Origin of the sequence: Bradyrhizobium tunisiense (genome assembly GCF_042263385.1) — a bacterium.
GTDB classification, from domain to species: Bacteria; Pseudomonadota; Alphaproteobacteria; order Rhizobiales; family Xanthobacteraceae; genus Bradyrhizobium; species Bradyrhizobium tunisiense.
This window is the reverse complement of record NZ_JBHLEV010000002.1, coordinates 984,073-995,979: the sequence shown is the minus strand read 5'-3', so window position 1 is coordinate 995,979 and position 11,907 is coordinate 984,073. Positions and strand designations below refer to the sequence as shown.

Genomic DNA, 11,907 nt, shown 5'->3' with positions numbered 1-11,907 from the left:
GGGGCCAAGGGAAATGGCAAATCCGCAAAAGGGCGAGGTGTCGTTCGAGGCGCTCGGGAGGACCTTCACCATGCGCCTTGGTACCAATGCCAGGGCGCTGGTCGAAGGCAAGACCGGGTTATCTTGGGCGACGCTGATGAAGCGCCCGGAGGAGGAGTGGCGCGAGCGCGACGCCATCATCATCATGTGGGCCGGTCTCTATCAGCATCACAAGCTGACCGAGGAGGAGGTCGGCGACCTGCTCGACGAGATCGGGTCGCAGGAGTGCTCCAGGCTGCTGCTCAAGGCGTTCGGGATTGCCAATCCGCCGGAGGTTGCCAACGGCGCTACGGGCCCTCGGCCGAGGCGGCGCCAGAGGAGTGGGACTGGGACCGCCTGATCATCGACTGGCTGGCGCTCGGTTATGCCCATGAGTCCTTCTGGGACCAAACGCCGAGGACGCTCGCCCTGACGTTCAAGGCGGCCGGTATCCGCCGGCGCCGCGAGCACAATGAGCGGATGGTGCTCGCCTGGCAGACCGCGTTCCTGCCTCGGCAGAAGCGGCCAAACTTGAAGAAACTCCTGGCGCGCGAGGGCCAGGCATCGCGGCCGCGGCAAACCGCCGAGCAGCAATGGGCCGTTTTCGGCGCCATCGCTGAAGCGGCAAAGGTCATGAGGAAAAACTAGCATGTCGAGCGCCTCCGTCATCGGAGCACTCAGGGTAATCCTCGGTGCTGATACCACCGGGCTCGACAAGGGCCTCAAGGACTCGCAGGGCGGGCTGGCAGCGTTCGGAACGACGGTCGCGGCCGGCATGGCTGCGGCGGCCGCGGCCGTCGCCGCTGCCGGCGTAGCAATCGGCGTTGCCATGAAAAGCACGATCGACGACATGGACCAGCTGTCCAAGGCCTCGGCCAAGCTCGGTGTACCGATCGAGCAGCTGTCGGCCTTGGCCTATGCGGGCGAGCTGGCGGACGTGTCGTTCGAGGCTTTGAGCAAGTCGGCGGCGAAGCTGTCGAAAAACCTGGTCGATGCCGCGGCGAAGCCGACCGGGGAGGCTGCCACCGCCTTTCGGGCGCTCGGCATCTCGGTCCTCGATTCCAACGGTCAGCTAAAATCCTCCGATCAGGTGCTCGGCGACGTGGCCGACAGGTTCCAAGGATTGAAGGACGGCGCCGGCAAGACCGCCGCTGCCATGGCGATTTTCGGCAAAAGCGGCAATGACCTGATCCCGCTGCTCAATGGCGGCCGCGACGGGCTCAAGGAGATGACGGACGAGGCCGCGAAGTTCGGCCTGATCATCGATGGGGCGACCGGCAAGGCTGCTGAAGATTTCAATGACAACCTGACCCGGCTTCACGCGGTCTGGAAGGGCCTTATTGCGCAGTCGACCGCGCAAGTGCTGCCGTCCTTGGTCGCGATCACGAATGCGATGGTCGAAAGTGCCAAGAACTCGGGTTTCCTGGATGTGGCCTTGACCGGCGTGGCCACGGCGATGAAGGCGCTGGTGACCGGCGGCGTCATCGTTGGCGCCGTGTTCAAGTCGCTCGCCGATTACATCTCGACCGTCTCGTCGGCGATGGCGCTCGTGTTGAAGGGCCAATTTGCTGAGGCGTTCGACGCGGTCAAGGGCGGCGTCACCGGCGTCGGCGAGACCGCGACCGTGACTTTCGGCATCATCGACCGATTGTGGAAAGGTCAGCAGACGGGTGCCGATGCTGCGGCAGCATCGACGGACAAAGCGTCGAAGGCTCAGAAGGATTTCAACTTCGCGGCCATCGGCGGCAAGAACGCGGTTGATAGCTTTATCGACTCTCAGAACAAGTCCCTGCAGTCGCAGTCCGCTCAGATCCAGACCTTCGGAATGCTGCCGGGGGCCATGGAGGCGACCAAGATCCAGCTGCAGGCGCTGTCGATCGCGACCGCCAACAACACCACAATCACGGCCGCGCAGCAGGCGCAGCTCGATCTCCTGAAGCTGAAGACGGCCGACTACGCCTTGACGCTGGCGGGCCTTCAATTGCAGCAGGCCAATCTTGCGCCGGCGCAACTGTTCCAGCAGGAGCAGATGAAAATTCAGGCGCTGTTCGATGCGGGCAAGATCAGCGCGGAAACCTACGGCGACGCCATGCAAAGGGTGGCGGAGAACGCGAATACGACATGGGCGCAGGCCGGCGAGTCGATGGCCGGAAGCTTTACGCAGATCGCGGGGGCGTTCTCGAAAGAGAGCTCTGCCATGGCTACGGCGGCAAAGGTCTTTGGTGTCATCCAGGGTACGATCTCGATGTTTACGGGCGCCGCCAAGGCGCTCGAGCTGCCGTTCCCGGCCAATATTGCCGCCGTTGCCGCCGTGCTTGCGAAGGGCGCTTCGCTGGTGGCCTCGATCAAGAGTCAATCCATTCCGACGGGATTCAAGGATGGTCTGTCGATGACAGTTCCTGGCGGCGTTGGAGGTGGTGACAGCAGGCTGTTCCAGGCCATGGTCGAGCCGGGCGAGCAGATCGATATCACGCCGAACCGTGGCGGGAATCCGGGGCGCGGCGATACCGGTGGTCGCGCCGTTCAGCCGGTCAATCTCGCTGTGCCGATCGCGACCACGCGTGACGCCCTTCGTGAGCTTATCGAAGGGCTCAATGGCATGTTCTCCGACGGATACCGCTTGAATGTGGTGTCGGCCTGATGTCGCTCGTAATCTCAAGCGCGGTCGTTCTCGCCGATGTGGCTGATGGTCTCTCGCTGGACCATCCGCTGATCGGCTGGCACAACCTTGTGACTTCAACAACGATTGTTGCCGACACTGAGGACGCCAACTATCCGGCATCGAACCTTGCCAATCCTGCTACGCATCTCGAATGGCGGGCCGAAGACGACACCGAGCAGTATCTGACCATCACGACGAACTACGTAGACGACATCGATTATGTCGCTGTCGCGCGCCATAATTTTTCGTCCGCTGGGATCCCTGTCTCGGTCGAGGGTTACATCGGCGGCGTCTGGACGGAGATTGTCGAGGATGTGTTGCTGCCTGACGACGGGCCGGCACTGTTCCGCTTCGAGGCGCAATCGCTGTCGCAGGTGAGGATCAGGCTGCAATCCGGCTCGGATAGCGCACGCGCCGCAGTCGTCTACGTCGGGAAGCTGCTGGTGGTCGAGCGCAAGATCTACGCCGGTCATATGGCGATGCCTGACGGCATCAAAGTCAGCGTTGCGAACGGTCGCAGCGAGAGCGGAAATTTCCTCGGCCGGATCATCTTGGGCGAATGGCGCGAGACTAGCGTGCCGCTTTCGCTGATCTCGCCGGCTTGGTTCCGAACCTATATGCGCCCGTTCCTTAAGGACGGCCGGGATCTGCCGTTCTTCTTCGCCTGGCGCCCTGAAACCTATCCCCGCGAGGTGGGGTATGGCTGGCTCACGGAAGACCCCGCGCCAACGCCAGACACCACCAGCCATCTGCTGTCGTTCGATCTCAAGGTGAGTGGCGTCGCCTGATGAAATCGCTGTCTTACATCGAGATCGATGTGCCGTTCTGCACGCGCACTTACGGCGTTGCGCCGTGCACGGCGTCTATACCGACGACGGGTAGCATCAAGTGCTTCAATAGCAAAAACACCTGTCAAGATACGGCGAACTTCCTTGCGTCTGACATCACTTGGCGCTTTGCGAAGCCTGCATCGTACCTGCCGCCCGACATTGACATCGTCGCGGCTTCGATCCTCGACATCTCCTATACGCCGGCAACGATCTCGCTCGGCAAAAACCTTGGGACACGAGCGACGCTCAGCGTCACGTTCAAGGACCATCCTCATTCTGACACGGGAGAAGGGTTCGATAAGTACCTCGCTGATCGCACTTATGATCCCTATAGCAAAGGTACGTTCTGGGGGAAGTTCCGCGCGCGGCAGCCGTTTGTGCGCGGGCAGGGATTGCGGTGGATCACCGGGCTCCTCGGCGACGATCTTGCCGACATGGAGACGCGGTATTTCGTCGTCGATAGCTTCGATGGACCGACGCCGGAAGGCAAGTATACCATCATCGCAAAGGACGTTCTGAAGTTCGCGGACGGCGATCGGGCGCAGGCTCCGGTCCTGTCAAACGGATTCCTATCGGCTGACATCACGGCAAGCGCAACCTCAATCACGATTCTGCCGGCCGGGATCGGTGACGTCGAATATCCTCTTGGAGGCTCGGATTATCTCTGCATCGGCGGCAATGAAGTCGTGCAGTTGACCTCGCGAACCGGAAATACACTGACTGTAGTTCGTGGGCAGGGCGGCACCACCGCGACGACCCACAAGGCTCAAGATCGTGTTCAGCGGGTTCGCAGGTACACCGGCGCTGATGTGGCCGATATCGTTTATAGTCTCTTGGTGGACTACGCTGGCGTACCAGCTAGTTACATCACGTTGGCGGATTGGCAGGCAGAAACAGCGGCCTATCTCGGCACGGTTTACACCGCGAACATTTGCGAGCCAACGTCGGTTGCGACATTGCTGTCTGAATTGGCTGAGCAAGCGGGTCTCGCCATATGGGACGACAATATCTCGCAGCAAGTCAGGCTTAAGGTGCTGCATGGCGTGCTCACTGACGCCGACACGTTCACGCCAGACAACACGCTCGAAAAGTCGCTCACCCTCAAGGAGCAGCCAGATCAAAGGCTGTCGCGCGTTCAGGTTTATTTCGGGCAGAAGGATCCGACAAAACCGCTTTCGAACTTAGACAATTATCGATCGACATCTCTGACCATCGATGAAGAAGCGGAGGCCGACTATGGTTCATCTGCTATCAAAACGATCTATTCGCGGTGGATTCCGGAGGCGGGTCGAACCGTTGCGGATCGGCTCGGCGCGATCCTTATAGGTCGCTTCCGAGATCCGCCGCGTCGCGTAACGTTCGCAACCGCTCGCTACTCCGACACTGACGTCGACCTCGGGCAGGGTTATCGGGTGGAGTCCTTTTGCGTGCAGGACGCAACGGGCGCTCAGAGCGATATCCCTATCCAAACGACGCGCGTCAACCCGGGCCCTGACAGGTTCACCGTCGAGGCGGAGGAGATGTTGTGGATCGCGCCTGATACTGATTTGACCAATCGCCAGATCATCTTCGACGCCAATACGTTCAACGTGAATCTCCGAACGGCGCACGACTCGATCTATCCTACGCCGCAGTCTGGCGACACCGTCACGGCGACGGTGAATGCCGGAGTGACCATCGGATCTATTTCTTTCGCTCAAACCGCTTTCGATGTCGGAACATGGCCGGCAGGCGTTATCGTCAATATCGTTCTTGACGGCACTATCGAAGGGGCCGGCGGCAATGGTGGCCCGGCAGGCGCTGCGGGTGATCCGGGTATCGCCGGGACCGCGGGCGGGCTCGCGCTCTACACGCGCCAAGCCATCGCGCTCAACATGTCTAGCGGCGGGCGGCTCTGGGGCGGCGGCGGCGGCGGCGGCGGCGGCGGCGGCGGCGCCGACCCCAGCGGCGGCGGCGGCGGCGGCGGCGGCGGCGGCGGCGCTGGCGCAAATGGCGGTGGCGGTGGCTCGGGTGGCCCCGGTGGCAGCTCTGGAGGCTCGGCCGGCGGCCCTGGCGCGGCGGGAACGTCGACGGCCGGCGGGAATGGCAACGGTGGTGGAAACGGCCTCTCACCCATTTTTTCGGGAGGAACGGGCGGTAATGGCGGCGGCCCCGCCCTTGCTGGCTCTGGCGGTGGCGGTGGCGTCGGCGGAGGCGCTGGCGGCGCGGCCGGCAAAGCGATCGATGGCGACAGCTACGTCACGCTGACTCTTGGCGCCGGCGATATCCGCGGCGCTCGTATTAACTAGGAACGACTTTCATGGCCTTGGCGCGGCATCAATTCACGGTCCAGGACCGAGCGGGCAACGTCGTTCCTGGCGCTCATGTCGAGGTGCGTTCGGAAGTGTCCGGGCAGCCCTTGGCAGTCCTTTATACTGATCGTGACGGGACGATTCCTGCGGGAAATCCGGTCGACGCCGACGCCAACGGATATGTCTATTTTTACGTCGCCGGCGGCTACTACAAAATTCGGGCCTACACCAGCTTGAGCGAACACATCGATCGATATGTCGGTATCGGTCTAATGCAGGGCATCGACGAGGTCGTCGAGACCGAGCGCGAGGTGACCGGGGCGGGGACGGTCGTGATCGCGGAGGATGACGACGACGTAATCCTGATCAAAAAGACCGTGGGCGAAGATACCGACGTGCTGCTGCCGAATCCCGAGACGACGATCAAGAAAAAGTTTCGCATCGTAGATCGCAAGTACGATTCGGCGACGCACCGCATCAGGATCACATCGGACGGGACCGCGAAAACGGTCATGGGCGCAACTGCTGCCGTGATCGACAGCAACGGCGCGTCGCTCCAGTTGAGGGCCCTCAGCGACGGCAGCGGCTGGGTCTGATCTCTCTAACCTTCTAAACCAAAAACGGACGGATCGAATGAAGCTTCGCGGCATCATCGCGCTCGCGCTCGCCTTGGCGTGCCAGCCAGCTTACGCGCAGACCAACCCCGGATCGTCGCCGCTCAGCGTCGTCAAGGGTGGCACCGGCAAGACGGCGATCGTCGTGAGCCGCACCGCCGCTGCCGATCTGGATCTGTCTGCCTTCGACGTGGTCAAGACGCTCGGATATGCCAAGGCCGGCGATGGCGGCGGAGCGACGTTCTACAAGCGCAACACTGCCATCCTGACCTACAGCATCACGAATGCAGGCTCGTGCAACAACGGCGTGTGGCCTGGCATACGCCTGACGGGCGGCACAGGCTCCGGAGCCTATGGCACGCTGACTGTTGCGGGCGGAGTGGCTACCAACTTCACGATCCAAGGGAGCGGGGCGCAGGGCAACGGCTATACGGTCAGCGACATTCTTACGGTGTCAAACGCCGGAAACGTGGTCTGTGCGACGTACCCGACGATTACCGTAAACACGGTCGGGAATGGTCCGTTCATCGACAGCGCCGTGACCGGCGTCACTATCAACACGGCCGGCGCGAGCTGCACCAATGGCACGTTCTATGGCTTGACGCCGCAGAACACAGTGACGAACGGCGGCGGCTTTGGGGACAGGTTGCAGGGCAACGTCACCATTTCCGGCGGCGCGCTCACTGCATTCACGATCAACGTTCCTGGTGGCGGTTACAAGGTCGGTGATCTCCTCAATTTCGTGAATCCAAATGCCACCACCCAACTGGCTGGATGCGTTACTCAGCCGGTTCTCCAGGTATCTTCGACGGCCTCTCCGCGTGGAAGCTTTACCGATGACGGCAGCAATGCCTGGCAGATCATGGCGACCGACAATAGCCTGAACGTCCTGCAATTCGGCGCCATCGCTGATTACAATTGGCTTTTCCCCGACGGCGACGGAACGGACAACGGTCCCGCATTCAGGGCGGTTGCGGCGTTTGCTGCGGCAGGAAACGGGCCCGCGGACGCGCACGGGTATGGCGGCGGGTTCATCTATGTACCGAGGGGCGGCTATCTGATTTGCGGAGGCGTCACTCAATACGAATACGTTAGCTTGCAGGGCGCCGGATTCGGCGCGACTAACCTGAAGCAGTGCAATACGGATGGTGCCACGTCGAGCCTGATCACGCAGGGCGACCCGCTGAGCCGGGTCGGCAATTACGAGGCCAAGACCTGGGATATGACCTTGTACGGGTCGACCAGCGGCACAGGTCCTGTCATCTATTCCAACAACAACCAGTCCGGTGATGCGCTCGCGCGCCTTGCGATCTATCCGAACACGGCCAACCGAACCTGCGTGAAATACGAAATTGGATACGGCGGCCAGTCGCAGTACGGCATCCATAGCGTTTCATGCGTGCCACAGTCGGGATCTCCGGCGTTCGATCTATCCGGTAATTTCGGCTTCAAGATCGACGGTCAGTCGATGGTTTCGAGCATCCTGACGGTTGCGGTTGGCATCCGGGTTGGTGATGGAGGATTCGCCTCCATTGACGGCTTCCACTGCGAGGGCTCCGTTACCGCATGCGTCTCCGTCAATGGTACGGGCTCGTCGCCGCCCAAGGTTCATGTCATCGACGGGGTCGGGCCTGCCACGCGCTTCGTAGTGAACGAAAGCGGCTCGCCTATCGGCAACATCACGTTGCAGAATTTCGTTAGCAACGGGTCGGGATGCGCTCTCTATAATGCCACGACCGCCACGTGTGTCGTGACAGGTGACATTCCGCAGACGTATCCGGCTAGCGGTGGCATGACCCAACTCACGGGTGACGTCACCGCGGGGCCCGGCACGGGGTCTCAGGCAGCGACACTGGCGACCGTTAATGCCAATGTTGGCAGCTTCGGCTCGGCGACCAATTGCGTTGCGTTCACCACAAACGGCAAGGGACTGATCACCGCGGCCTCGCAGACGACCTGCACGCCGGCGCTTGCCAGCATCACAGGGCTCGGCACCGGAGTGGCGACGGCGCTCGCCGTGAATGTCGGGACGTCCGGCGCGGTCGTCGTCAACGGCGGGGCTCTCGGAACACCTTCGTCCGGGACGCTGACGAACGCCACGGGGCTCCCGATCTCAACGGGCGTCAGCGGGCTCGGGGCCGGATGCGCGACATGGCTTGGAACTCCGTCATCCGCCAATTTGCGCGGCTGCGTCACGGATGAGACCGGCACAGGCGCTGCCGTTTTCGGCACGTCGCCCACAATTTCAACGCCTGACATCGTCGGCGTTGCCGACACCAGCAATGCGAACGCCGGCTCTGTTGGCGAATATATATCTGTCCATGCCCCAAATTCTGACAACACCGCGACAATAACGGTAACGATCGCCTCTCCTGCCGTTGTGACGTGGACTTCCAACCCGTTCCTCGGCGGCGGAACCGGAACGTGGACGGTTCCGGTTGTCTTTACGACGACAGGCGCGCTACCGACCGGCCTCACGGCGGGAACGACCTATTGGGTGATCGGCAGCACGGTCACGACGAACACCTTCCAGATCGCGACGTCTGCGGCCAATGCCATTGCCGGCACGGCGATCAACACATCAGGCAGTCAGTCTGGCACGCATACCGGGACGTCCGGCGCCAGCCTGACATCTGGCGCAAATGCGAACGTCGCAGCGATCAGCGTCACGGCAGGCGATTGGGATGTCTCTGGGGCGGGGGTTTTTCTTCCTGCCGCGTCGACATCCATCACTTCTTATGGCACGAGCTGGTCGACCTCGTCGGGCAGCTTTGGCGGTCTGGGACAGTTCGTACAGTTCACGACGCCAGCGACGGTCTGGGGCCACACTCAGGGCATGGTGCCGTTACCCTCGTTTCGTCTGAAGCTGTCCGGCACCACGACGATGTACTTGGTGTCATTTTCGACTCACACCGTGAGCACTAACACCGGGTCCGGCTTTCTTGCATTTAGAAGGCAGAGGTAGCGTCACGATTTTGCAATCACAAGATCGATCACCTGAACAGCATCAGATCACATACGCACCCCGGCGGGCAGTAATTTTGCTGTTTCTGAGCGACGCCCTGCCAGTACCCGGCCCGACACTCCGCTTTCGAGATGTCGTTGTTCAGGACCAGCACCATCGCTCCAAGCTGGATCAGCGCAGCACATAGCCCCAAGAGCCCTAAGGCCATGAGGAAAAGGCGCCATTCGTACCGTTCTTTTTCCGTCATTTCCATGAGCTTTACCCGTAGAACGGGCGGAAAATAACACCGCAACCACCGACAGGGCAAGTCACGGCAGGCCCGACCTTCGGCGAAGCCGCGGGGCCTAGCCTGAGACTGAGACTTCTTTCAACCCCAATCGGAGCCAGCCAAATGCCAGCGATCCCCTTCGTCGGGAAATGCTTCCCCACGGCCAGCGAATTCCTCGCCTATCTCGACGGCGTCAAGTTCGGCGCATGGCGCCCGCGCTTCGTCACCATGCACCACACCGGCGCGCCGTCGCTGGCGACCTGGCGGACCTATGCCCACGGCACCCGCAAGGTGCCGATCACGGATGCGAAGTGGATGACGAGCCTTGCCGGCTATTACGGCAATGAACTCGGCTGGAGCGCCGGGCCGCACTTCTTTTTCACGCCGGACAATTTCTGTGTGCTGTCGCTGCCGGAGCGGCGCGGCGTGCACGCGGTCTCGTTCAACGCCAATTCGTGGGGCGTGGAATGCGTGGGCGATTTCGACAGCGAGGCCTTCGCGCCGGATCTGGCGAGGCGCTATGCCGAGGGTCTGGCGTGCCTGCACGTCGCGCTCGGCATCAACCCGGACCCGTTCGCGTTCAACGCGCGGGGGCTGCACTTCCACCGCGACGATCCCAAGACCAGCAAGACCTGCCCCGGCCGCAAGGTCGACAAGGAGGCGATGGTCTCGCTCGTCAAGGCACAGATGATGCGGCTTACGGAGGCCGGTGCGCATGACGACGACGACCCGCCGCCGGCCGTGGTGCCGGCGCAGCGCAAGGGCAGGGTGAACGTCGCCGCCGGCGATTTCCTCGCCGTGCGCGACGAGCCGAGCGCGAAGTCGCCGGAGACGCGGCGCCTGGCGCCGGGCGAGGTCATCGAGATCATCGGCGAGGCGACCAACGGCACAACCCGCTGGTTCAAGATCGCCAGCGCCGACGGCGGCGACTTCGTCGCGGCACGCTACGTCGTCGAGGCGTGACGAGCATGGGCGGCGCCCTGATCGCGATCGGCCTCGTGCTGATCGTTGCCGCGCTTCTGCTCGGCCCTGGCCTCAGCGCCTTGCGCAAGATCCTGCGGCGGATGTTCCGCTCCTGACCTGATTGCCGCGCGCGGGCGGCAACTCTTTCGCCGCGCAACACAAACCCACTGGAGGCAAAACCGCAATGTTTAGGGACTTCAAGATTGAGATGCCGTCGATCCTGGCACTGATTATCCTGACGCTGTTCGGCTTCGCGTCGATCTTCAACATGCTCAAGACCGGCGTGCTCGACGCCGACTTCAAGCAGACGCTGTTCGCGATCACCATGGTCGCGGTCGGCTTCTATCTCGGCTCGAGCAGCGATAGCCGCAAAAAGACCGACATGATGTCGAGCCAGCCGCTGGCGCCGCTGTCGTCGACCACCACCACGGTGACGGACGCTGCGACCGTGACCAAGACCGAGCCGGCCGGCTAAGCCGCGCCGCCTCACACCCACATACTCATAAGGAAAAATCCCATGCGCAAGGTTATGCTTGCCGCAGCGATGGCGCTTGCTGTCGTCGCTGCCGGCTGCTCGCAGGTCCGTGAGACCTGGCAGAAAATCGAGCACGTCGCGGAAGCCGTGACGCAATCGAAAGTGTCGCCGGAGGCCATCGTGCTGCTCGCCTCGACCTTCGATGCGTTCGAGGCGACCGCCAAAAACTACATCGACCCGCGGCTCAACAAACGCTGCGACGGCAGTAACGGGCCGATCTGTCGCGACCCCAATGCAACGATCGCGCTCAACAGGGCGGTCCGGGCAGGCCGCCAGGCGCGCAACGACGTCAAGCGGTTTCTGCGCGACCACCCGGGGGAGCTGGGCACGCAGGGGCTCTATGACGCGCTCAAGCAATCCGTCGAGACGCTGCGCGGGATCTTCGCGCAGTACGGCATCAATGTCCCGGGAGGTGTGCTTTGACTCAGATACTCACCTACCTGCTGTCGTCGATCCCGCAGATCGCCGGCAATGCGAAGCTGGTCTCCGAAGGCGTCGCGGCAATGGTCGCGCTCTATCCGATCGCGAAGTCGGAATTCCAGGACCTGATGCCGATCGTCAAGAACGCCATTGCCGCGTTCCGGGCCGATCCCTCGGCGATGCCTGAGGTGCTCGATCAGCTCGATGCGCTCGAGGCCAAGCTCGACGCCGACTATGAGGAAGCGGCCGCGCTGGCCGCGGCCGAGGACGCCAAGTTCGCCGGCTGACTTTGTCTCGACAAGGGCGCGCCGTCGCGGGCAGTCCGCGGCGGCGATTGGCAC

Annotated in this window: 12 protein-coding genes; 11 read left to right on the top strand and 1 reads right to left on the bottom strand. The window is 62.3% G+C overall.

What is annotated here, in order from left to right; all coding sequences use genetic code 11:
• Positions 1-13 precede the first annotated feature (13 nt).
• Genes ACFDR6_RS12060 through ACFDR6_RS12030 form a run of 7 tightly spaced genes read left to right on the top strand, consistent with a single transcriptional unit; the run spans position 14 to position 9,380 of the window.
• Positions 14-379, top strand: a complete 366-nt coding sequence (locus tag ACFDR6_RS12060) for a hypothetical protein (RefSeq protein WP_375858397.1) — start codon at positions 14-16, stop codon at positions 377-379.
• Positions 265-666: an HAD family hydrolase gene (locus tag ACFDR6_RS12055; protein WP_375858396.1), complete on the top strand. Its 402-nt coding sequence runs from the start codon at positions 265-267 to the stop codon at positions 664-666. Before ACFDR6_RS12060 ends, ACFDR6_RS12055 begins: the two co-directional genes overlap by 115 nt.
• Position 667: 1 nt before the next feature.
• Positions 668-2,659: a phage tail tape measure protein gene (locus tag ACFDR6_RS12050; protein ID WP_375858395.1), complete on the top strand. Its 1,992-nt coding sequence runs from the start codon at positions 668-670 to the stop codon at positions 2,657-2,659.
• On the top strand, positions 2,659-3,468 hold the full coding sequence (locus ACFDR6_RS12045; RefSeq protein WP_375858394.1) for a hypothetical protein: 810 nt from the start codon (positions 2,659-2,661) through the stop codon (positions 3,466-3,468). The genes ACFDR6_RS12050 and ACFDR6_RS12045 overlap by 1 nt, the downstream gene beginning before the upstream one ends.
• Positions 3,468-5,798: a hypothetical protein gene (locus ACFDR6_RS12040; protein ID WP_375858393.1), complete on the top strand. Its 2,331-nt coding sequence runs from the start codon at positions 3,468-3,470 to the stop codon at positions 5,796-5,798. Before ACFDR6_RS12045 ends, ACFDR6_RS12040 begins: the two co-directional genes overlap by 1 nt.
• An 11-nt stretch (positions 5,799-5,809) precedes the next feature.
• Entirely contained in the window at positions 5,810-6,397 is a 588-nt protein-coding gene (locus tag ACFDR6_RS12035; RefSeq protein ID WP_375858392.1) for a hypothetical protein, read from the top strand.
• Positions 6,398-6,434: 37 nt separating this feature from the next.
• Positions 6,435-9,380 (top strand): beta strand repeat-containing protein, encoded by a 2,946-nt coding sequence (locus tag ACFDR6_RS12030; RefSeq protein WP_375858390.1) that lies wholly within the window; start codon positions 6,435-6,437, stop codon positions 9,378-9,380.
• A 28-nt stretch (positions 9,381-9,408) separates the two neighbouring features.
• Here the strand turns inward: ACFDR6_RS12030 and ACFDR6_RS12025 are convergent, their stop codons facing one another.
• Positions 9,409-9,633 (bottom strand): hypothetical protein, encoded by a 225-nt coding sequence (locus ACFDR6_RS12025; protein WP_375858389.1) that lies wholly within the window; start codon positions 9,631-9,633, stop codon positions 9,409-9,411.
• A 138-nt stretch (positions 9,634-9,771) separates the two neighbouring features.
• Here ACFDR6_RS12025 and ACFDR6_RS12020 point away from each other — a divergent pair, with 138 nt between their 5' ends.
• From ACFDR6_RS12020 to ACFDR6_RS12005, 4 genes are all read left to right on the top strand, one after another.
• Positions 9,772-10,611: an amidase gene (locus ACFDR6_RS12020; protein ID WP_375858388.1), complete on the top strand. Its 840-nt coding sequence runs from the start codon at positions 9,772-9,774 to the stop codon at positions 10,609-10,611.
• Between the two features lie 184 nt (positions 10,612-10,795).
• The gene (locus ACFDR6_RS12015; RefSeq protein WP_375858386.1) at positions 10,796-11,086 is read left to right on the top strand and encodes a hypothetical protein; all 291 of its coding nucleotides are present in this window, start codon (positions 10,796-10,798) and stop codon (positions 11,084-11,086) included.
• Positions 11,087-11,128: 42 nt separating this feature from the next.
• The gene (locus ACFDR6_RS12010) at positions 11,129-11,569 is read left to right on the top strand and encodes a hypothetical protein (RefSeq protein ID WP_375858385.1); all 441 of its coding nucleotides are present in this window, start codon (positions 11,129-11,131) and stop codon (positions 11,567-11,569) included.
• A complete protein-coding gene (locus tag ACFDR6_RS12005; protein ID WP_375858384.1) occupies positions 11,566-11,853 on the top strand; it encodes a hypothetical protein in 288 nt (95 codons plus the stop codon). Before ACFDR6_RS12010 ends, ACFDR6_RS12005 begins: the two co-directional genes overlap by 4 nt.
• Positions 11,854-11,907: the final 54 nt, after the last annotated feature.

Bases quoted from the DNA above. Each gene is read 5' to 3' on its own strand.
- ACFDR6_RS12035 (WP_375858392.1), top strand. From the start codon at position 5,810: ATGGCCTTGGCGCGGCATCAATTCACGGTCCAGGACCGAGCGGGCAAC.
- ACFDR6_RS12020 (WP_375858388.1), top strand. From the start codon at position 9,772: ATGCCAGCGATCCCCTTCGTCGGGAAATGCTTCCCCACGGCCAGCGAA.
- ACFDR6_RS12045 (WP_375858394.1), top strand. From the start codon at position 2,659: ATGTCGCTCGTAATCTCAAGCGCGGTCGTTCTCGCCGATGTGGCTGAT.
- ACFDR6_RS12015 (WP_375858386.1), top strand. From the start codon at position 10,796: ATGTTTAGGGACTTCAAGATTGAGATGCCGTCGATCCTGGCACTGATT.
- ACFDR6_RS12040 (WP_375858393.1), top strand. From the start codon at position 3,468: ATGAAATCGCTGTCTTACATCGAGATCGATGTGCCGTTCTGCACGCGC.
- ACFDR6_RS12060 (WP_375858397.1), top strand. From the start codon at position 14: ATGGCAAATCCGCAAAAGGGCGAGGTGTCGTTCGAGGCGCTCGGGAGG.
- ACFDR6_RS12010 (WP_375858385.1), top strand. From the start codon at position 11,129: ATGCGCAAGGTTATGCTTGCCGCAGCGATGGCGCTTGCTGTCGTCGCT.
- ACFDR6_RS12050 (WP_375858395.1), top strand. From the start codon at position 668: ATGTCGAGCGCCTCCGTCATCGGAGCACTCAGGGTAATCCTCGGTGCT.
- ACFDR6_RS12030 (WP_375858390.1), top strand. From the start codon at position 6,435: ATGAAGCTTCGCGGCATCATCGCGCTCGCGCTCGCCTTGGCGTGCCAG.
- ACFDR6_RS12025 (WP_375858389.1), bottom strand. From the start codon at position 9,633: ATGGAAATGACGGAAAAAGAACGGTACGAATGGCGCCTTTTCCTCATG.